The 21226-nt window shown below is 57.9% G+C and carries 18 protein-coding genes and 1 pseudogene; 16 read left to right on the top strand and 3 right to left on the bottom strand.

The features are described from left to right. From LIX93_RS15265 to cobF, 7 genes are all read left to right on the top strand, one after another. Window positions 1-1691: DUF637 domain-containing protein (locus LIX93_RS15265; protein ID WP_226504892.1), on the top strand; the 1691-nt coding region annotated here is incomplete at its 5' end. Continuing rightward, window positions 1688-2260, top strand: a complete 573-nt coding sequence (locus LIX93_RS15260) for a hypothetical protein (RefSeq protein WP_226504891.1) — start codon at window positions 1688-1690, stop codon at window positions 2258-2260. The genes LIX93_RS15265 and LIX93_RS15260, both read left to right, overlap by 4 nt. A gap of 185 nt (window positions 2261-2445) precedes the next feature. Further along, complete coding sequence (locus LIX93_RS15255) at window positions 2446-3744, top strand: DUF637 domain-containing protein (protein ID WP_226504890.1); 1299 nt, start codon at window positions 2446-2448, stop codon at window positions 3742-3744. Window positions 3745-3898: 154 nt separating this feature from the next. Further along, complete coding sequence (locus LIX93_RS15245) at window positions 3899-4207, top strand: colicin (protein ID WP_226504888.1); 309 nt, start codon at window positions 3899-3901, stop codon at window positions 4205-4207. 468 nt (window positions 4208-4675) lie between these two features. Then, window positions 4676-4975, top strand: coding sequence for a hypothetical protein (locus LIX93_RS15240; protein ID WP_226504908.1), 300 nt, complete (start codon window positions 4676-4678; stop codon window positions 4973-4975). 375 nt (window positions 4976-5350) lie between these two features. After that, window positions 5351-5749, top strand: coding sequence for an SMI1/KNR4 family protein (locus LIX93_RS15235; protein ID WP_226504887.1), 399 nt, complete (start codon window positions 5351-5353; stop codon window positions 5747-5749). Window positions 5750-7203: 1454 nt separating this feature from the next. Continuing rightward, window positions 7204-7959 (top strand): precorrin-6A synthase (deacetylating), encoded by a 756-nt coding sequence (gene cobF, locus LIX93_RS15230; RefSeq protein ID WP_226504886.1) that lies wholly within the window; start codon window positions 7204-7206, stop codon window positions 7957-7959. A gap of 185 nt (window positions 7960-8144) precedes the next feature. On the opposite strand, the pseudogene LIX93_RS15225 reads toward cobF, so the two are convergent. Then, window positions 8145-8441, bottom strand: a pseudogene (locus tag LIX93_RS15225) (short-chain dehydrogenase); the annotation flags it as partial. 315 nt (window positions 8442-8756) lie between these two features. Here LIX93_RS15225 and LIX93_RS15220 point away from each other — a divergent pair. Then, window positions 8757-9638 (top strand): manganese catalase family protein, encoded by an 882-nt coding sequence (locus tag LIX93_RS15220; RefSeq protein WP_226504885.1) that lies wholly within the window; start codon window positions 8757-8759, stop codon window positions 9636-9638. A gap of 49 nt (window positions 9639-9687) precedes the next feature. On the opposite strand, the gene LIX93_RS15215 is transcribed toward LIX93_RS15220, so the two are convergent. Then, window positions 9688-10791 carry a Gfo/Idh/MocA family oxidoreductase gene (locus LIX93_RS15215; protein ID WP_226504884.1) on the bottom strand — a complete coding sequence of 368 codons (1104 nt, stop codon included), beginning with the start codon at window positions 10789-10791 and terminating at the stop codon, window positions 9688-9690. Window positions 10792-11002: 211 nt separating this feature from the next. On the opposite strand from LIX93_RS15215, the gene LIX93_RS15210 reads away from it, so the two are divergent. Then, the gene (locus LIX93_RS15210) at window positions 11003-12304 is read left to right on the top strand and encodes an FAD-binding oxidoreductase (RefSeq protein WP_226504883.1); all 1302 of its coding nucleotides are present in this window, start codon (window positions 11003-11005) and stop codon (window positions 12302-12304) included. Here the strand turns inward: LIX93_RS15210 and LIX93_RS15205 are convergent. Beyond that, entirely contained in the window at window positions 12253-13134 is an 882-nt protein-coding gene (locus LIX93_RS15205; RefSeq protein ID WP_226504882.1) for an IclR family transcriptional regulator, read from the bottom strand. The genes LIX93_RS15210 and LIX93_RS15205 overlap by 52 nt on opposite strands. Window positions 13135-13299: 165 nt before the next feature. Here LIX93_RS15205 and LIX93_RS15200 point away from each other — a divergent pair, with 165 nt between their 5' ends. From LIX93_RS15200 to LIX93_RS15170, 7 genes are all read left to right on the top strand, one after another. Beyond that, window positions 13300-13998, top strand: a complete 699-nt coding sequence (locus LIX93_RS15200; protein WP_226504881.1) for an SDR family NAD(P)-dependent oxidoreductase — start codon at window positions 13300-13302, stop codon at window positions 13996-13998. After that, a complete protein-coding gene (locus LIX93_RS15195) occupies window positions 13998-15332 on the top strand; it encodes an FAD-binding oxidoreductase (RefSeq protein WP_226504880.1) in 1335 nt (444 codons plus the stop codon). Before LIX93_RS15200 ends, LIX93_RS15195 begins: the two co-directional genes overlap by 1 nt. 126 nt (window positions 15333-15458) lie before the next feature. Then, window positions 15459-17135, top strand: coding sequence for a peptide ABC transporter substrate-binding protein (locus tag LIX93_RS15190; protein ID WP_226504879.1), 1677 nt, complete (start codon window positions 15459-15461; stop codon window positions 17133-17135). Between the two features lie 60 nt (window positions 17136-17195). Then, window positions 17196-18146, top strand: a complete 951-nt coding sequence (locus LIX93_RS15185; RefSeq protein ID WP_226504878.1) for an ABC transporter permease — start codon at window positions 17196-17198, stop codon at window positions 18144-18146. Between the two features lie 19 nt (window positions 18147-18165). Next, entirely contained in the window at window positions 18166-19050 is an 885-nt protein-coding gene (locus LIX93_RS15180) for an ABC transporter permease (RefSeq protein WP_226504877.1), read from the top strand. Further along, on the top strand, window positions 19047-20087 hold the full coding sequence (locus LIX93_RS15175) for an ABC transporter ATP-binding protein (protein ID WP_226504876.1): 1041 nt from the start codon (window positions 19047-19049) through the stop codon (window positions 20085-20087). The genes LIX93_RS15180 and LIX93_RS15175 overlap by 4 nt, the downstream gene beginning before the upstream one ends. Then, complete coding sequence (locus LIX93_RS15170; RefSeq protein WP_226504875.1) at window positions 20084-21142, top strand: oligopeptide/dipeptide ABC transporter ATP-binding protein; 1059 nt, start codon at window positions 20084-20086, stop codon at window positions 21140-21142. Before LIX93_RS15175 ends, LIX93_RS15170 begins: the two co-directional genes overlap by 4 nt. Window positions 21143-21226: the final 84 nt, after the last annotated feature.

Here is a 21226-nt window from a genome sequence, read left to right as displayed (position 1 = left end):
TTCATGACTCCTTCAAGTACAGCTCCCACGGCTTGGGTGCGGGCGCCGAAATCATTCTGGCCATTGCCATGACTCTGGCCATGGGACCGGCAGGTCTTGGCATGGGTACGGTGAGCGCAGCAGGTGCGGGCAGCCTGGCAACCACCGCCGTCAACAGTGGCATTTCCAATAACGGCGATCTAGGGAAGGTGCTGAAGGACACTGTCAGTGCGAGCAGCTTGAAAAGCGCGGGTGTGGCGATGCTGACGGCTGGGGTTGGAGAGGAGCTGCAGTTCGATCCAGAAGTTCTGAGCACCAATACCATTCTGAAGGCCACGGAGACGGCGGTCGCGGATGCCGCTATCACCACCGCCATCGAAGGAGGGAGCTTCAGTAAAAACCTTGTGGGTTCGTTGGCAGGGCAGGCAATCAACGTCGGTGGTGCATACGGCGCCAATGAAATAGGCAGCACTGCGTTCGCCAATGGTTCACTGACCAAAATCGGTATGCATGCGCTATTAGGCGGCGTGCTGTCGATGGCTCAAGGCAGTGATTTTGCGACCGGCGCGCTAGCCGCCGGGGCGGATGAAGCCTCAGTGCAGGCGCTGGCCAAATTGGTCATGCCGTCCCAAGACGAAGCCACGCCCCTCACCGTCGCCCAAGGCGACCAAAAGATGATTGCGCTGTCGGGGTTTATCGGCGTCCTCGCTGCGGCCGTGACGGGTGGGGACCCAAGTGTTGGAGCCTCAGTCGCTCAGAACGTGACCCAAAACAATTATCTGGGCAATGCGTCGAAAGATAAGCGCAAGTTGGGCGATGTCGATCAGATGGTGACTGATCTGGTGGCGTGCCGGGCCAATCCCGATCCAGCGTCTTGCCGCGGGACAGTTCAGAGCAAATACCAAGCGATCAGCGACCAAGATACGGGAGTAGCACTGAAGCACTGTGGGGATAACTGCGGTACGATAGCTCAGGATGCCAATACAGGCACGGATGCGCTTGATCGATGGGCTGCATCAACTGCGTTGACACCGGAAGAGCTGGATATCATTGATCACTTTCAGACGAAGAATGAGAGTGATTATAGGCTTGCCGATAGTACTGCGCTTCAGGGAGAAATGGCGCAGATTGTTGCTGGTGTGCTGAGTGGTGGCGCGGGCGGATGGGCGGAAGCGGAGGCGAAGGCAGGGGTTGCAGAGGTTGCTGGTGCAAAAGAGGCAGGTGCGGCTGGGAAGGTAGTAGACGATATTCCGGCAACATCTCCACTTGCTCGGGATGGTTTGCGCGAAGACTTAGCGGCACAAGCCGGTATTCCTCGAGATATTGCTGGAAATCCTTCCAGTGTTTGGGGGAAATCAATAGATGATATTAAACAGTCGCTCACCATGGATGGCGCAACACTTACACCTAAAGTGAGAGCCAGTTCATCTGGTAATGCCCAGGTCTATACGGTCGAAGGTAGCACTACAGGGATTAAAGAAATTCAGTATAGTCCATCTACTATTGGGGATGATGTTTTGTCAACTCACAAAGGTGAGTACTACAAGCTTACTTATGCTGATGGGAGCAAAGTTAAGGTTGTTGATCCTGTGGCTTACAGACCGACTTTTAGTAGCGGGAGCCCTATTTATGATGCTAATACAAAGTATTTAAACCCTCAGGGGCAGAAAGTGGTATTTAACTCCTCCACCAACACGTGGGTGCCAGAATGACGTCATCTAACGATTTTTCAATATCTTGGGTGGCACCAATCGTGCCATCCGTCTCTCTTGCAGGTATACCGCTGGATGTGAGCGCGGAAGTGCTGGAACGTGTGCTGCTTAAGTATTTGGTTGATGCGTCCAGTCTATTGTACAAGTTTGAAAATTCGCCGGACCTTCTATTGAGAACGCATGGTCTGGATGAGCTTGGAAATGGAGGCTACTCTTTTTCGCTATTTAATGATGCAATTATTAATGGTCTGCTAAAAGGAACTCCAGCTCTATCAATAATGGTTAGAGCGGGAAAGGTTTATGCTGTTAAGGTTTACGATTTTAGCTTTTCTGGGGAGTTTGCACGGGAGTTTGTTTATAAGGGGATTTTGCCGGCTGGTATTGGCTTGGGTAGTTTGGTTTCGGATCTATTGCCATTTACATCTTTAGAGTTTGATAGTGCTGAAGAGTGGTTCTATACCGATCAAAGCTATGGTGGACTTGAAGTTACCGGCTGGGGGGTTCCTCTAGAAGATCATCCTGATCAAGTTGTTACTGCTTTATGTGTGATATCAGGAGCGATTGCTTAACTCTAAGTAAGCGGTACTCACCTAACACCGGCCCTGCGCCGGTGTTTTTATCTGGCTTATTCCTTCCCTTTACTCGCTGGCCCTGCCGCACGGGCAATGGCCCCAGCTACCTGGTGCTTCATGACTCCTTCAAGTACAGCTCCCACGGCTTGGGTGCGGGCGCCGAAATCATTCTGGCCATTGCCATGACTCTGGCCATGGGACCGGCAGGTCTTGGCATGGGTACGGTGAGCGCAGCAGGTGCGGGCAGCCTGGCAACCACCGCCGTCAACAGTGGCATTTCCAATAACGGCGATCTAGGGAAGGTGCTGAAGGACACTGTCAGTGCGAGCAGCTTGAAAAGCGCAGGTGTGGCGATGCTGACGGCTGGGGTTGGAGAGGAGTTGCAGTTCGATCCAGAAGTTCTGAGCACCAATACCATTCTGAAGGCCACGGAGACGGCCGTCGCGGATGCCGCTATCACCACCGCCATCGAAGGAGGGAGCTTCAGTAAAAACCTTGTGGGTTCGTTGGCAGGGCAGGCAATCAACGTCGGTGGTGCATACGGCGCCAATGAAATAGGCAGCACTGCGTTCGCCAATGGTTCACTGACCAAAATCGGTATGCATGCGCTATTAGGCGGCGTGCTGTCGATGGCTCAAGGCAGTGATTTTGCGACCGGCGCGCTAGCAGCCGGGGCGGATGAAGCCTCAGTGCAGGCGCTGGCCAAATTGGTCATGCCGTCCCAAGACGAAGCCACGCCCCTCACCGTCGCCCAAGGCGACCAAAAGATGATTGCGCTGTCGGGGTTTATCGGCGTCCTCGCTGCGGCCGTGACGGGTGGGGACCCAAGTGTTGGAGCCTCAGTCGCTCAGAACGTGACCCAAAACAATTATCTGGGCAATGCGTCGAAAGATAAGCACAAGTTGGGCGATGTCGATCAGATGGTGACTGATCTGGTGGCGTGCCGGGCTAAACCCGATCCAGCGTCTTGCCGCGGGACAGTTCAGCGGAAATACCAGGCTATCAGCGACCAGGATACGGGGGTAGCGCTGCAGCATTGTGGGGATAACTGCGGTGCGATAGCTGAAGATGCTAATACGGGTACCTACGCCCTTGACCGATGGGTTACGTCACCTGCATTGACGCCCGAAGAGGGTGCGATCGTTGATCACTTCCAAGATCAGAACGAGCACGATTACAATATAGTTGACTACACTTGGCGTCAGGGAGTTTTGGCGCAGATTGTGCCAGGCGTGCTGATAGGGGGACCGATCGGGTTCGCATCGGCTGAGGCGGAGGCGGATGCGGGTGCAGCGACAGTAGCTGGTGCAAAAGCCACAGGTGACTCGCTGGACAACGTAGCCAGCAACATCCATGCTGGGCAGCAAGGCAAGCATGTTCTGGGGCATAATAATTTTATCCCCGGCCGCAGTTATTTTGATGAGGGTGTAGATCTCAGGAACTGTTGGATGGTGCTCATACAGGAGAGTTTCCTGTCGTAGGTTATGGTTCTCGAGGCCAGCCAATAGTTGATTTTGTTCAAAACATTGGTGTTAATGGTTCCTCTGGCTTGGCGACGAGATATGGAACAATACATTCAGGCAAAAACGGAGCGCATATTGTTCCAACAAACCCGGTTACTGTTGAGGCGAAGCCATGAAAAATTTTCCTGAGTGGTTAGTTTTGTGTGTTTGGCGCGCTCTGATTGGTGAGATATACCCTGCAATAAGAGCGATCGCTATTTCTCTAGCGGATGATCGAGCGTTACATATTTGTTACTACCTTGACAGGCAACCCACAGATTTTGATTGGGAAAGCTTAGAGGTTGTTGCTACAAATATTTCAGCCTCAATTGGTCAAGAAAAAATTTGTCGAATAAATCTGGAATGCAAGTTTGAATCGGATTCAGTTGGGAAGCTTGAGAGCTTGGGAGGTTTTGTCTACTGTCGCCGAGAGTATGATTAGTAGGTGCAAAAGGTGGCGGTTCTAGTGGTTTCAGTGGCGGTAAACCAACTATTGTTGATGATCCATATAGCCCGAATGCTGTTACTGAAAGGTCTAGCGTAAATAGAGATTGTTATGGTCGGGAAAATGCTGCCGATGAGTTTTCTGCTGGTCTTCCAGACTATGCAACGCATTCAACAGCAAAGAGCTATCAGTCAACGGCGCCAAGAGATCTGAACGAGCAGACTTTGTGGAACAGCGTGACAGAAAATCCCTCTGCCGGTCGTGATACAAAACTAGCGGGCGATAAAGAATTCCCGCGGAATGAGGGATGGAGAAAAATGGAAGTAAGTCACCGTCTACCTAGCGGAGAAAATATAACTATCCACTACCAGTGCAACTCCGTAACCGGTAAAGCATACGATATGAAAATTACTACGCCGCAACAGCTGCGCCCTGTGCTGCAGCCCGGTAGGACTATTGAGTGATGTGGATATGATTATTCGAGAAATTGGGCGAGAAGAGCCTGTACAGGTGTTTGGGATTTACTGGATAGAGAACGAGCGTTTTTACTGGGTCATTCCTTATGATGGCTACGGTGGCCTGATTGCTCTCAGCGATAGAGAAGTCAATATTGTTGACTCTTCTTTGTCAAGTGATCTCATTCTCTGCAAGGATGGGGGGGGAGGGGACATGATTCTGCATTGGGCAGCGGAAGATTTGATTGAAGAACTTGTGGAGCTTGATCCACTAGCAATGGTTGAGTTCTTAGAACGCATAAAAGGCTGATGGTGCAAAAGCTACTGCTACCAGTGCTGCCGAAGGTGCTACGCCTCGAGTTTCTATCGATCCCCCGGACGGAAGTTTTTCGATTTCAGATTGGACAGGCTATCCAGCGGGCGTCCCCGTACCGCAAGGGCCATTCAGATTACTGGAGGGGACGGAGTACAATGCCGCCAGAAATGCCGCCAACAAAGCCAATAGCGCTCTACGCCGAGAACAAGGACTTGTAGGTCAGCCTGTGGACGTGCATGGAATCAATCCAGTGAAATTTGGTGGAAGTCCAACCGATTCCGCCAACAAAGTTATGCTGCCTCGCGATGTTCATCGGCAGCAGGTAACTCCTTGGTGGAACCAATTGCAGAAAGACTTAGGAAAATAGCTATGGAATATCATCTAACAGAGGGGCAGCTTAATGGTCCGGCTGAAATTCCGGCTGTTAATGGTTTGTCAACACGCTTGGGAGTCGCACTTCCTGAGAGTTACATTGAATTCCTTAAGACGCACGACGGTGGCGAAGGATTCATTGGCGATAGCTACATTATCTTTTGGAAGGCAGAACAGCTAGTCGAATTCAATCGTGAATATGAGGTCGAGATATATGCGCCAGGTATATTTTTGTTCGCTTCTAACGGCGGAGGCGAGGGGTTTGGGTTTGACACATTGGATGCAGCAATGCCGGTAGTTCGAATTCCGTTTATAGGTATGAATCGTCATTATGCTATATCGGTAGCGAGCGACCTTCCCGATCTATTTGCTCGATTGGCAGACCAAAATGAGTGAACTTAATAAGCACTCGCGCCCTAAAGGCATGGAGCTATTCGAGATTAAACCCGCTATCGTTGGTGGTGATCCGACCAGCCCTGAGAACAAAACTTGGTTGACTAGACAGCAGCACTTTGAGGCTGTACGCTACTGGAATCGGATTATCAGCAGTCTGCGTAATGAACGGAGGTAACTAGAGGTGCAAAAGCGATAGACGACTCTGCGTCTTACGCTAAATGGTGGGATGATCTAGCACAGCCAAAAAACTTAACTGATAGAGAGGCTAGAGCTTGGTATTTGTCTAAAGAAGCAGAAATCCCAGCTTGAATTAACAGTAGCGCCTCCTTGGAAGAACAGGCGAAGCAGGCTTTTGATATGAGAAATGATTTGAGGTCAACGGCGCGAGAGTTAATGTCTAACAGGACATTGGCTGACTCCTTGAATAAGACTGACCCAAATAGAACTTGGAGCGAAATTGTGAATAAATATTCTGGGTAAGGTCTATCAGGAGATGAATTGTGGTCGAAGATCATAGGAAAGTCACAGTCTTCTCGAACGTCTGTTAATAATGGTTTGGGAATGTAATCTTATGTTTCGATTCTCCGAGTCAAGTTCTGAAACTAATTATTTCATATTTTTCGATGATTATGAGGAGGAAAGGTTCGAAGAGTTTGTGAGTGTCGTCTTGAAAACTCTGAGGATCAAAGAAGAAGCCCGTAGATTTGGCCCATATTCAGTATTGGTTTCGGCTTGTTATGAAGGCAATACATTAATTTTGACTAGTGGATCCTTTGAGGGGTGTTTTATTTTCATGGAGGAAAGTGCAAGTGCTTTGTCTAAAAAAATAATCCGGAGATTTAATCTCGTAGATTGATTTGGTGCAAAGGACCTGCGACCGATTTACTGTCTGGTGAAACAAAAGTAGTAGGTGACGGTACACCTGCGGCTAACGATGCGAACTTTACAGGTGCAAAAGTCTCGGAAGGCCTGACAGGTGACGCCGGCGACGCTCTACCTCGAGTGAGCAACGGTGTTCCACTTGATCCGCGTCTACCTGATCCTGTGGCTGGTCTGGAGTACACGCCCAAAACTCTGGGCTCCTCCAACCCTAATATTGCTACCTCAGTCCGATTGCCAACAGCTTGTTGGCAAGCTATGTCAGCGATACCTTTGCTGCTAGGGATGAACTGAGACTGGAAGTCAGGCGAAAATTGCCACCGCGCAGATTATCGGGATGTTGGCATCGGGCGCGATAGGTTGAAGCGTATCTACAGGCAGCCTCATCGGAGACTACAGTGATAAGTACAACCATCAGGGCCATCTTGATGGTGATTTGATAGGCGCTACTGATTTTCCCACTGATGCCAGCAGCGGGAACTCGAGCACAATTATTACACCGAACTTAGGTACCGTAGCCGCCGCATGATCGCAGGATCGCGGCGCCGCATGGCGATACACCCCAGAGGCCCCTTATGAAAACCATCCTCATCATCGGTATCGGTGCAGGAAACCCTGAGTACATTACCGTCCAGGCAATCAAAGCCCTTAATCAGGTCGATGTGTTCTTCTTCATGGACAAGGGCCAGACCAAGGAAAAACTCAATCACCTACGCAGGGAAATCTGCGAACGCTACATCGAAGCCCACCATTATCGAATCGTCGAATCGTTGACCCCGGAGCGCGAGCGCACCGAAGGCGATTACCTGCAGGCCGTCGATCGCTTGAACACGGACAAACAAATAATCTTCGAGCGCTTGATTGCCGAAGAACTGGAGGAAGGCCAGTGCGGCGCGTTTCTCGTCTGGGGTGATCCGTCGCTGTACGACAGCACTCTGCGTATCCTCGATGCCATTATCCAGACCGGCCGACATGCGCTCGAATACCGGGTCATCCCTGGTATCACCAGCGTTCAAGCACTGACCGCGCAACACAAAGTCCCGCTCAATCACATCGGCCGCTCCGTCGAGATCACCACCGGCCGGCGTCTGGCCAACGGCTTTCCCGAGAACGTCGACAGCGTGGTGGTGATGCTCGATGCCGAGAACACGTTCACGACGCTGATCGATCAAGACATCGATATCTACTGGGGCGCCTATCTCGGCACCCCTGATGAAATCCTTGTCAGCGGCAAGCTCAAGGAAGTCGCTGCACAGATAGAGCGGGCTCGCGAGGCTGCCCGTGAAGCCAATGGCTGGATCATGGACACTTACTTGCTAAAACGTCGCTGACGGCGCTTGCAGGTACATCAGAATCAGCGAGTCTTTGAGCCTAGCAGTGCCGCCACATAGCCGCCCATTACCGCCGCCGCTGTCAGTACCAACAGGCGTTGCCCCGGTTTCGCGTCACGCCACCTGCTGTTTGCGGTGGATGGAGGGCTCGGTGGCGAGGACTGTTCCTGGCCATCCTCATTGGCGGCTTCGTTCGGGACGGTGACATGTATTTTGGTCAGCGGTAACAAAACGCCGTCGGCCATTTTCAAGGTCAAATCCTCGACGACACCGGCCACACCATCGGGAAATATGGGGCTACCCGCTGCGTCGAGATCGTCGTAGAGAAACTGCTGGCCTTCCAGCCAGCCGACGGCGGTCAGGAGTTCAGGGTCCAGATAATATTTGCCATCCAGAAAAAAACCCTGGAACTGATGTGCGCGTTCCAGGCTTTCTACTGCATAGCGTTCGCCTGGCTTCATACCGGTTGCTGAATCGATCATCGTGATTGCCTCCTCTGGCTATTGAATCGGTAGAGGAGAGTGCCTGGTATTACGTTCCATCCGACTGGCCGAGTGGCAGCGCGGGTTGCGCTCGCACGTGGCCTGAAAGCCATCTGAGTGCATAGATAGTTATTATCGACGCCATAGCATTATTCATTGAACGAATTGCCTCATACCTCCCGTCAGCGAAGTCAAATTCTTATGGATCGTCTGATTAGAGCTATAGCTCCTAATTCATGACCGCACTGCTGTATTTCCTCACGCTTTATCGAGCGAAGCGGTGCCCATGAGAAGAGTGAGCCTGAGGAAATAACCATGTTCTTGCACAACAAGCGTCTGCAATACACCGTTCGTGTAGCTGCACCCAATCCTGGCCTGGCCAACCTGCTCTTGGAGCAGTTCGGTGGCGCACAGGGCGAACTGGCCGCAGCGGGGCGGTATTTCACCCAAGCGTTGGCCGAGGATGATCCTGGTCGTAAAGATCTGCTGATGGATATCGCCACCGAAGAGCTCAGTCATCTTGAGATCGTCGGCTCGATCATCGTCATGCTGAACAAGGGCGCGAAGGGTCAGTTGGCTGAGGCTGTCGAAGAGGAAGGTGAGCTGTACCGGGCCATCAACGGCGCGGGCAATGATTCACACATCACCAGCCTGCTCTACGGTGCGGGTGCGCCGTTGGTCAACTCGGCAGGGGTACCGTGGACGTCGGCCTATATCGATACCATCGGCGAGCCTACCGCTGATTTCCGCTCGAATATCGCCGCCGAGGCACGCGCCAAGATTGTCTACGAACGGCTCATGAACGTTGTGGACGATCCTGGTGTGAAAGAGGCGCTGGGCTTTCTGATGACTCGCGAGATTGCTCACCAGCTGTCTTTCGAGAAAGCGCTGCATGCCATCCAGCCGAACTTCCCCCAGGGCAAGCTGCCCGGCATGCCCGAGTTCACCAACAAATACTTCAACATGTCCGGCGAACCCAATGTTCGTGGGCCATGGAATGAAGGGGAGGCGTGGGAGTATGTCGAAAGTCCGGCACCTGCCGTCGATGGTGGAGACGGTCTGGCAAGCGTGACATTGCCAGCGGCTGATCTGGACGTATTGGAGGCGCTCAAGGCTCGGACGATGTCGGATCCGATGAGCAATCCGATCACTGGTGCTGATCTGGGCTCTGGCTTTATGCAGGGCAAAGATGCCTGAGTAATGTCCCGCGACCGTTTTTCAGGTCGCGGGAACCCTTGTGCTGGAATCAGTTAGGCTTCTGCGCATTAATCAACGCCGGGCCCTTGGTGAATGGCAGCTGCCTGATCTGATCCTTGCTTGGCAGCCGTTTACGTGGGAGAGGCTCCAGGGTTTGAGTTTCTCCGGTCGTCAAAGCGCGCTCGACAGCCGCCAGGATACGCACGTCTCGCCATCCTTCTTCAGCACCCGCTTCGGGTGTCAGATCATTCAAGATACAGTCAGAAAAATACGCGGTCTCGCCGGCAAACTGATCGACCACAGGATGAGCATGCTCCTTGGTTTCGCCGTCTATGGTCGCGCGGTAGGTGATGCTGACGCCTTCGCCATAGCCGAAGCAGGGCGCCGCCTCTATCTCGCCTTTGGTGCCGATCAATTGAAACCTTTCGCTGCTCGGCAGGCTGTAGCTGACGGTGAACTGCGCGAGGCGTTCCTCAGGAAAGCGCAGCGAAACAGTCACCGTATCCGGTGAGTCGAGCGGACTGCCGGGGGAAGTGATGCCCATGGCGCTGACCTCGATGGGCTCGTCGGCGAACAACTGGCGCAGCATGTTCAAAGGGTAGGGCGCCATGTCCAGCACCGGGCCCGCGGCGAAGCCATGCTTCATCCGATGGTTGGTCGCCGGGACCTTTTGAGTGAACGTAGCAGTGAACACTCGGGGGTCGCCGAAATCGCCAGCGCGCACGCGCTCGATCATTTCCACCGTGCCGGGCTCGCAGTGCAGGCGGTAGGCAATCATTAACTTCGCCGCGCTGTTTTCAGAAGCGCGCAGCATCGCCAGGCAATCCTCCTCGCTGCTGGCCATGGGTTTTTCCAGCAGTACATGGATACCTGCCTCCAGCGCCGCCAGCACGAATTTGCGGTGATCGAAGTTAGGCGTCGCGACGTAGACCGCGTCGATCTCCCCAGAGGCGAGCAACGTTGGGTATTGTTCGTAACTGTAGCTTTTGAGGCCGTATAGGCTGGCCAATTTATCAGCCTTGACCGGGTCGCCCGTCACCAGCGCCGTCATGACCGAGTTCTGCGTCTGTCCCACGCCGGGCATGAACGCGTCTTGCGAGATAAAGCCGCCGGCGACGACTGCGTAACGAATCTTGCCGTTTGAATCGGGCATCTGAGCCACCTCCTGTATGGGCCATCGATTGATCGCCTTATCAAGAGTTGGCCGCAGCGCACATCATGAGTTCCGTTTGATTGACCCAGCTCACCCGCTGCGCACCGCTTGATCCCACCATGTGAGAGCATGGCGCCGTTCGTTGCACCAATGCTTGCCGCTCTTCGGCCCACGGGGTAAACCTTGGGTAACGACCGCCGCAGGAATGTCCATGTACCCGCAAATCGCCCACGTCGAAAGCGATCATCAGCTGCCCAGCCATGCCGACGTGGTGGTGATCGGTGGCGGCATCGTCGGGGTGTGCACCGCCTATTATCTGGCGCAGCGGGGCGTCTCGGTGGCGTTGGTGGAAAAGAGCGGCATTGCCCACGAACAGTCCTCGCGCAATTGGGGTTGGGTGCGCACCATGGGCCGTGACGTTGCCGAAATTCCTTTGGCGATCGCCAGTCTGAAGCTGTGGGATACCTGGGCCGATCAGCTCAAGCACGACACCGGCTTTACCCGCGCCGGCATTCTCTACGCCTGTGAGTCCGAGGCTGAAATGGCAGCCAAGCAGGCGTGGCTGGAGCAGGCCAAGCCCATGGGGATCGACGCCCAGTGGCTCGATAAACCGCAGATCGAAGTCTGCCTCGGGGCCGCAGTCCCGGGGTCATGGCAAGGCGCGCTGTATACGGCGACCGATGGCCGCGCCGAACCCGACGTCGCCACGGCGGCCATCGCCCAAGGCGCCCGCGCGCTGGGTGCCCGAATCTTCACGCGCTGCGCCGCTCGGGGCCTGGAAACCGAGGCGGGACGGGTCAGCGCGGTGATCACTGAGCGGGGCGAGATAAAGTGCAAGAGCGTGGTGCTCGCGGCAGGCGCCTGGTCGAGCCTGTTCTGCCGCAATCTGGGTATTCGCCTGCCGCAACTGCGCGTGCTTGGCTCGGTGATGCGCACCGCGCCGCTACCGGGCGGCCCGAATTGCGCGGTGGCCACCGACAAGGTGTCGTTCAGAAAACGCGCCGACGGCGGCTACACCCTGGCGATGCGCAACGCCAATATCGCGCCTTTGGTGCCTGACAGTTTTCGCTACCTGCCGGATTTCTTGCCGATGGTCAGGGCCCATCATCAGGAGTACCGGTTGCGGGTGACGGGCCAGAGCTGGCAAGAAATCAGCACGCCTGGTCGCTGGGCCAACGATCAGCCGACGCCATTCGAGAAACAACGCCTCTATGACCCAAGACCGGTTGACGCCTTTCTTGACGAGGCATTGAGGTCGCTCGCTCAGCAGTTTCCGCTGTTTGCCCAAGCGCGCATCGAGCAGCGCTGGGCGGGTTTGATCGACGTCACGCCGGACATCCTCCCAGTGATGGATGAGGTGCAGTCTGTGTCTGGGTTTTATCTGGCGACCGGGTTTTCGGGGCATGGCTTCGGGATCGGGCCAGGCGCCGGGCACTTGATGGCGGACCTGATCACCGGTGCTCAACCGCTGGTCAACCCCGCAGCGTTTCGTTTTGCCAGATTCGCCCGGTGATCCACAGGGTGCGGCGTGGGGCTGACCGCAGGGCACAGGCGCTGGGCGATACTCTCGGCTTCGCGCTGCATCGCCTCGACCAGCCGCGACCGATAGGCATGGGTCAGGCGCGACGTCGGCAACGCACTGCTCAGCGCTCCCAGCGGTTCGCCCTCGGCGCCGCGAATCGGCACCGCCACACCGGTGTACAGCGGCAGGATCTTGTCGCTCAGGCCACAGGTATAACCCTGCGCGCGAACTTGAGTGACCGCCTCGCGTACCTGGGCCGCAGCGATGCCGTACTCGCGCAACAGTCGCGGCGCGTTGTGGGTGAGGATCTCGTTGCGCTTGGCGTTGGGCAGGTCGCTCAGCAGGGCCAGCGAGCCCTGGCCGACGCCGCTCAGCACCTTGGAGCCGACATAATGGGCGAAGCTTTTGGTAGGGTTGTGGCCCTCCTGGATTTCCAGGCACAGGGCGTAGTATCCGTCCTGTACGAACAGAAAAAAACTGTCCTGAAACGCCTCCGAGAGCCGCATCAGGGCAGGGCGTGCGTGCTCGCGCAAACCGCCGGTATTGCCCGCCTGGGCGCCGAGGGTCAGCAGCTCGTAGCCGAGAAAATAAGGGCCGCGCAGGCGTGGCAGGCGCACGAACCCGTAGGACTTCATGGCTTTGAGCAGACGGTACAAGGTCGCTCGGCTCAATTGGGTGTCGCTGCTCAGCGCCTCGATGCTTGCGCCCTGTTCGCCACGTGCGGCGATGGCCTGCAGAATTTCGAAGGAGCGGTCCAGCGTTTGCGTGCCTTGGGTACTGCAGCGTTGCACGCGTGGCGCAATCGGATCGTTTTGGGGCATGTTCGCCTCTCGTGGGAAACAGACGATTGCCGGCCCATGATCAGCCTGGGCTGACCTAGGCTGAGCATCAGTACACAAATGATGATCGCCAGGTTCTGGTCGATCATTGCGTTGCAATTTTCAGGCCTTGCGAATCTTGAAGGGCTGTTTTGAAGGAGAGTGTCCATGCCGCAACAACGAGTCGCGTTGATTTCCGGCGCCAATCGCGGGATTGGCGAAGCGATTGCCAGGCAGTTGGCAAGCAACGGTTGGTGCGTGTCGCTGGGCATGCGTACGCCCACATCGGCGGCCTGGCATGCCACCGATACGGTGCAGGTAGTGCCCTACGATGCTACCGATGCAGCGGGCGAAGCGCGGTGGGTCAGCGCGGCGCTGGAGCGTTTCGGGCGCATCGATGCAGTGGTGGCCAACGCGGGCCTGATGATCGCGAAAACCGTGGTCGAAGCCGACGAGGCCGACATGGACGCGCTGCTGGAGGTCAACGTCAAGGCACCACGCCGACTGGCCGCCGCTGCCTGGCAGGCGTTGAGCGTGAGCGGCAGGGGGAGGGTGATCATCATGGCGTCGCTGTCTGGCAAACGGGTCAAGTCAGCCGGCTCGAGCCTGTATTCGGTCAGCAAGTTCGCCGCGCTGGGCCTGGCTCACGGCCTGCGCCACAGTGGCTGGGAGCTGGGTATCCGAGCCACGGCGATCTGTCCGGGTTTCGTCGCCACCGACATGGCCCGCCGCCTGAGCACCCGCGAGGACGCGCAAATGACCGCCCCCGCCGACCTGGCGCTGCTGATCAATACCTTGCTCGACCTGCCCAACGAAGCGAGCGTCGCGGAGTTGAATATCAATTGCCAACTGGATGACAGCTACTGATGCCTGGACCTCGCGTAGTACCCGTGCAGGGTGATGAACAACTGCCTGACCGCGTCGATGTGGTGGTGATCGGCGCCGGCATCATCGGGGCGTCGACGGCATTGGAGCTGGCCGAGCGCGGCTTGCGCGTGGCGCTGTGCGAAAAAGGCGGCGTCGGCCATGAGCAATCAAGCCGCAACTGGGGCTGGGTGCGCATATCCCGCCGCGATCCTCGCGAGCTGCCGTTGATGGCCCACGCGCTGCAATTGTGGGATGGCCTGGCGGCGCGCATTGGCAAGGACGTTGGCTACACCCGCGCCGGCATCCTGTTTACCTGCGCCGACGACCAAAGCTACGCCGAGCACGAACGCTGGAAGCGCAATCTGGAGGACTACCCCGTCAGTGCGCAGATGGTGTCTGGTGCCGAGCTCAACCGCCTGTTGCCAGAGGTCAATCGCTTGCAGGTCAAGGGCGCGCTGTATACCCCGGATGACGGCCGCGCCGAGCCGCAACAGGCGGCCCCGGCGATTGCCGAAGCTGCGCGGGCCAAGGGCGCGTCCATCTTCACCGAATGTGCGGTGAGGGGGATCGAGCGCTCTGCCGGGCGTGTCAGTGGGGTTATCACCGAGCGTGGACCGATTGCCTGTTCGTCGGTGGTATTGGCAGGCGGTGCGTGGTCGAGTCTGTTCTGCTCGCCGCTGAGCGTGCATTTGCCGCAGTTGAAGGTGCTCAATTCAGTGATCCGCACCACGCCCATGGAGGGCGGCCCGGAATCGGCCATCTGGACCAGCGAATTCGCCATTCGCAAGCGTCAGGACGGCGGCTATACCGTTGCCTCGGGCCATGAAAACATCGCCGACATCGTGCCGGATTCGTTTCGCTACGCACGGCAGTTCTGGCCGGCGTTCAAGCACGAACACGCGTCATTGTCGCTGCGCCTGGGCCAGCGGTTTTTCCAGGAAGCGCTACTGCCACGGCACTGGGCATTGGATGAAGCGAGTCCGTTCGAATACCGCCGCGTGCTCGATCCGGTGCCTTCCATCCGCCAATCGAACCGCGCGCTGGCAAACCTGGCCAAGGCATTCCCGATCTTCAACAACGTGCGCATTGCCCAGCGCTGGGGCGGCATGATCGACGTCACCCCCGATGCGGTGCCGGTCCTCTCGGCGGTGGATGCGGTGCCGGGATTTTTCATCGCCACGGGGTTCTCCGGTCACGGCTTCGGCATCGGGCCGGCGGCGGGGCGCCTGATGGCCAATCTGGTGACGGGCGAGACGCCTATCGTCGACACCAAGGCGTTCAGCTTGTCGCGCTTCAGCGATGGTTCGACCCCTATGCCCATTTCCGGATTCTAGAGGCCCGACCCTACGCCAGATACATCACGCAGCAGCCTAGAAGCTCGCCAGAACGAGCCAGGTTTCATCGGTTACGACGACTTCAGGCGCAAGCCACCTGCCTTCATTGTTTACAGGAGCTTCAGCATGTCGCAGCGCGATGATTCGGAAAACCGCCACAGCCTGCTCAACCCTACGCGGCGCCAGGCGCTGGCGATGGCCATTATCGGTGCCGCCGGCACGATGTTGCCGCTCGGGCGCTCTGGCCAGTCCTTTGCGGCCATGCAACCCACGGCGAGCGGGCAAGTGATCATCGGGCTGTCGCAGGAGCCAACTGTCTTCAACCCGCACATGCCACACATCGAGGTGGATGAAGGCATTCACTGGAATGTGTTCGATCCGCTGTTCGGGATTTCCCCGAGTGGCGAGTTCGTACCGGCCCTGGCGGTGGAAGTCCCGACCGTGGCCAATGGCGGCATTTCGGCCGATGGCTTGCAGTGGAAGGTCAAGCTGCGCAACGACGTCAAATGGCACGATGGCACGCCCTTTACCGCCGAGGATGTGAAATACACCCTGGAGCTGATCGTGTCGCCGACATTCCGCAGCGGCCGGCGCGCCGGGCATGATCTGGTCCGCGATATCACCGTGGTTTCGCCCGAAGAAATCCACTGGCGCATGGAAAAATCCTACGCTCCTTACGCGTCGATTCTGTCCTGGACGTTCATGGTGCCCAAACACGTGCTGTCGGCCGCCAAAGACGTCAACAGTGCGCCCTTCAACAATGCGCCCATCGGCACCGGGCCGTTCAAATGGGCCAGCCGCGTGGCCGGCGATCATATCCAGCTCAAGGCCAACCCGGATTACTACGGCACCGTGGCGCAGATCGACAGCGTGATTTTCAAGTACATCCCTGACCTGACCGTGCTCTATACCCAGTTCAAGACCGGTGATATCGACGTCACCGCCATGCAAGGCATCTCCCCGGATCACTATGAAGAAGCCAAGGGCCTGGCCGAGCGCAATGTAGTGATTCTGCCGGTGGCGACGGTCGAATCCCTGGCGTTGAACATGGAGCGCCCGCAGTTCAAGGACCCGGCGGTGCGCAAGGCGCTGTACCTGGCCATCGACAAGAAAACCATCATCGACGAGCTTTACTACGGCCTGGTGCTGCCCACCGAAACCTACATGCCGCAGCAATCGGCGTACTACAACCCCAACCTGCCCAAGCAGAGTTTCAATATCGACGAAGCCAACAAGATCCTCGACCAGGCTGGCTGGAAGCCCGGCGCCGGGGGTATTCGGGAGAAGGCCGGGGTGCGCCTGTCCTTTACCAACTCGACCACCGCCGGCAACCAGATCCGCGAGCAGGCGCAGCAGTTCATCCAGCAAACGTGGCTGTCCATCGGCGTCGAGATGAAGATTGCCAACCTGCCGCCAGCGGTCATGTGGGGTGACTACTGGATGCAGTCCAAATTCGACTCGGTGGTGGTGGGCATCAATTTCCTCACCGGCGCCGATCCGGATACCCGCGATTACTTCGGCTCGACCTCGATCAGCGCCAAGGGCGGCGCCGGGCAGAACACCACGCAGTACAGCAACGCCAAGGTCGATGAGTTGCTCGCCCAAGGCGCTTCCTTGCAGGACGTGGCGCAGCGCAAGGCAGTGTACGTGCAGGTGCAGGACATCATCCGTGCAGACCTGCCGATCCTGCCGCTGTTCCAGTACACCTATGTGCGTGGCTACAAATCGAAGCTCAAAGGCTTTGCCGGCAACATCAACCTGCGCATCGAACCGTGGAACGTGAACACCTGGTCCTGGACCTGATCGCCCCTCAGCGCCCGGCACGTTCGCTGGGTGTGGTTCTGCTTTCAGAAGGAACACGCCATGCCTCGATACATCCTCAACCGCCTGGGCCAGAGCGCAATCGTACTGGTGCTGGTGTCACTGATCGGCTTTGTGGTGCTCAACCTGGCACCCGGCGGACCGATGTCGCAGTTCGCTCTCAACCCTGGCATGAGCCAGGCCGAACTTGATCGTATCGCCGCGCAGATGGGCCTCGATCGGCCGCTGATGGTGCAGTACGTCGAGTGGTTCTCGCGCCTGTTCATCGGCGACTGGGGCCACTCGTTTCGCGATGGCAGGCCGGTGCTCAGCGTGATCGCCGGTCATCTGCCGGCCACGCTGCTGTTGATGGGCACGGCCACGGTGCTGTCGGTCATCGTCGGCACCTGGGTCGGAGTGCTTGGCGCGGTGCGGCGCTATTCGGTATTCGACACGCTGGCCACGGTGGGGGCGATGGTGGCGTTGTCGATTCCGACGTTCTGGTTCGGGCTGGTGGCGATCTTTTTGTTTTCATTGCACCTGGGCTGGTTGCCGGCGGGCAACATGTACACCATCGGCGACCAGTCGGTGGGCGACTACGCGATCCATCTGATTTTGCCCGTGGCCGTCCTGGCGCTGGTCAACGTTGCGATCTGGAGCCGCTACATGCGCTCGGCCACCCTGGATGTCATCGATCAGGACTTCGTGCGTACCGCGCGGGCCAAAGGCTTGCCGTACCGGCGGGTCCTCACCCATCACGTGATCCGCAACGCGCTGCTGCCGATGATCACCCTTGCCGGGTTGCAGATCCCGACCATTCTGGGCGGGGCGCTGGTGACTGAAACGGTGTTCACCTGGCCGGGCATGGGCCGCTTGTTTCTCGACAGCCTGGGGTATAGCGATTACCCGGTGATCATGGGCATTCTGATGTTTTCGGCCATCCTCGTTCTGCTCGGCAACCTGCTTGCCGATCTGCTGGTGGGTGTCGCCGATCCCCGCGTCCGACTCGGTTAAGGTTAAGGGAGCACTGCACATGACCACTGCCACGTATCTGCGCTCGTCTGCACGCCTGAGCTGGCTGAGCAACCCGACGCTGGCGCGTTTCATGCGCCATAAACTGGCGGTGCTGGGCGTGGTGATGATCACCCTGCTGGTGCTCGCCTGCGTATTCGGGCCCGCTCTTTTGCACTACAACGACCTGTCCATCGACATCCGCAACCGCTTCTCGCCGCCGCTGACGGGCAGCCATTATCTGGGCACCGACGCGCTGGGTCGCGATACGGCGGCGCGCTTGCTCAACGCCGGGCGGATCTCCCTGACCGTGGGGTTTTTCGCAATGCTGATCAGCACCGTGATCGGCACCCTGATCGGCGTGGTTGCCGGTTACTATCGAGGCTGGATCGGCGCGACGCTGATGCGTTTCGTCGATGCCTTTCTGTCGTTTCCCAGCGTGTTTCTGGTGCTGGTGCTGGCCGCCTTCATCAAGCCCAGCCCGTTGATGATCACACTGATCATCGCGGTGACCAGCTGGATGGAAATCTCGCGCATCGTCGAGGCCGAGATTCGTTCGTTGCGCGAGCGTGATTTCACCCTGGCGGCGCGCATGGTGGGGGCCAGTAATCGGTGGATCATGTTTCGTGAACTGGTACCGAACGCCATCGGCCCGATCATCGTCGCGGCGACCCTGACCATCGCCAACGCGATTCTGCTGGAGGCCTACATCAGCTTTCTCGGCTATGGCATTCAGCCGCCGCTGCCGAGCTGGGGCAACATGCTCAACGCCGCGCAACAGTACCTGGGCAAAGCGCCGTGGCTGGCGATCATTCCCGGCCTGGCGATCACCCTGGCGGTGACCAGCTTCAACTTTATCGGTGACGGCCTGCGCGATGCGCTGGACGGCAGGAGCGACCTGAAATGAACGCAGACGAAAAGATCGTCGTCAGCCATCTCAGCGTCGCCTTTCGGCGGGGCAGCGGTTATGTGCCGGTGGTGCACGATATCAACTTCAGCATCCGCGCCGGCGAGACCTTGGCTCTGGTCGGCGAGAGCGGTTCGGGCAAGAGTGTGACCAGCCTGGCGATGATGAAACTGCTAGCGGCAGCGCCCAGGACGCGCATCGAAGGCAGCGCCGTGGTGGCTGACAGCAACGGCCATCCGATCGATCTGGTGGCGATGAGCGAACAGCAGATGCGCCATGTGCGCGGCAACCGAGTGGCGATGGTCTTTCAGGAGCCGTTGACCTCGCTGAACCCGGTGCACAGGATCGGCGATCAGATCGCCGAGGCCATTCGTTTTCACGAGCACCTGGACAAGGCCCAGGCGCGAGCCCGAGCGTTGGCCTTGCTGGAGCAGGTGGGGATCTCGGAGCCTGCGCGGCGCATGGAGAGCTTCCCCCATGAACTGTCCGGCGGCATGCGCCAGCGGGTGATGATCGCCATTGCCCTGGCCATGGAGCCCGACGTGCTGATCGCCGACGAGCCGACCACGGCGCTGGACGTCACGGTGCAAGCGCAGATCCTTGATCTGTTGCGCACGCTGCAAAAAAAGAATGGCATGGCGATCTTGTTCATCACCCACAATTTCGGGGTGGTGGCGGAAATCGCCGACCGCGTGATGGTCATGTATGCCGGGCGTATCGTCGAGCAGGGCAGTGTCACTCAGGTGCTCGCATCGCCGCGCATGCCCTATACCCGAGGCTTGCTGGCCGCCGTACCGCGCTTCGAACACGCCGGGCTGGGGCAGGGCGAGCTGGGGACGATCCCGGGCTTTGTCCCCGACCCGTCGGCGCCGCCCAGCGGGTGCGCGTTCCATCCACGGTGCGCTTTCAGCATCGCCGGACGTTGCGATACCCAGGCGCCGGTGTTCGAGGAGGTAGAGCAGGGTCACCAACTGCGGTGTGTACGCTGGCAGGAGTTGCCTGCCGGCATCGAGTTCGCCCAAGGAGGCGTTAGATGAAACAGCCGCCCTTGATCGAGGCCATTGGCCTGAAAAAGTACTTCCCGGTGCGCAAGAAACTGTTCGTCAACAGCCGTGGGCGCGATGACAATCTGGTGCGCGCCGTGGATGGCGTCGACCTGTCCATCGCCCGAGGTGAGGTGTTGGGGCTGGTCGGTGAGAGCGGCTCGGGCAAAAGCACCCTGGGGCGCAGCCTCATGATGCTCGATCCACCGACGGATGGGCATGTGGTCTTCGACAATACCGAAATCACGCCCTTCAACGACCGTTTGCTGAAACCCTATCGCAAGCGCATGCAGATGGTCTTCCAGGACCCTTATGGCTCGCTGAACCCGCGCATGACCATTGGCGAGATTCTCGCCATGCCGCTGCGTTTTCACGCCAAGGACCTGGACGCCCAGGGACGCCGCCACAAGGCCGAAGAGGCGCTGCACACCGTGGGCTTGCCGGCGCAGTACCTGGACCGCTATCCCCACGAGTTTTCCGGTGGCCAGCGCCAGCGCATCGGCATCGCCCGCGCCTTGACCCTCGAGCCCGAATTCATCATGGCCGATGAGCCCGTGTCGGCGCTCGACGTGTCGGTGCAGGCGCAGGTGCTCAATCTGTTTTCGCGCATCCGCCAGCAAATGAACCTGACGATGCTGTTCGTCACCCATGACCTGGCCGTGGTCGGGCATATCGCCGACCGCGTGGCGGTGATGTACCTGGGCCGCATCGTTGAAGTGGCACCCACCCGCGAGCTGTTCAGCCGCCCGCGTCATCCCTATACCGAGGCGCTGATGTCGGCGATCCCCATGCCGAACCCAGGGCAGCGGCGCCAGCGCATCGTTTTGCAGGGCGATATTCCCAGCCCGATTTCACCGCCCTCCGGATGCGCCTTTCACACCCGCTGCCCTTATGTGCTACCCGCGTGCAGTCAGGCGCGACCGGCGCTGCGCCTGATCGGCCCCGAGCACGCCACGGCCTGCATCCGTGATGATCTGTCGCTGATCTCGCCCCTGCATGAACAACGCGAGACGCTCTGTGAACCCCCGCGCCGGGAGAGTGCGGTATGAGGTTCTCGGCGTTCGATACAGGGTGTTTATTGAAGCTGAAGACATCCCTGACACCCCCTCGACTTGCTGTCGTGGTCATTGAGA

The organism is Pseudomonas sp. MWU16-30317 (genome assembly GCF_020515695.1).
Classification (GTDB): Bacteria; Pseudomonadota; Gammaproteobacteria; order Pseudomonadales; family Pseudomonadaceae; genus Aquipseudomonas.
The sequence above is the reverse complement of the archived record's forward strand: the minus strand, read 5'-3'. Positions and strand labels throughout refer to the sequence as shown.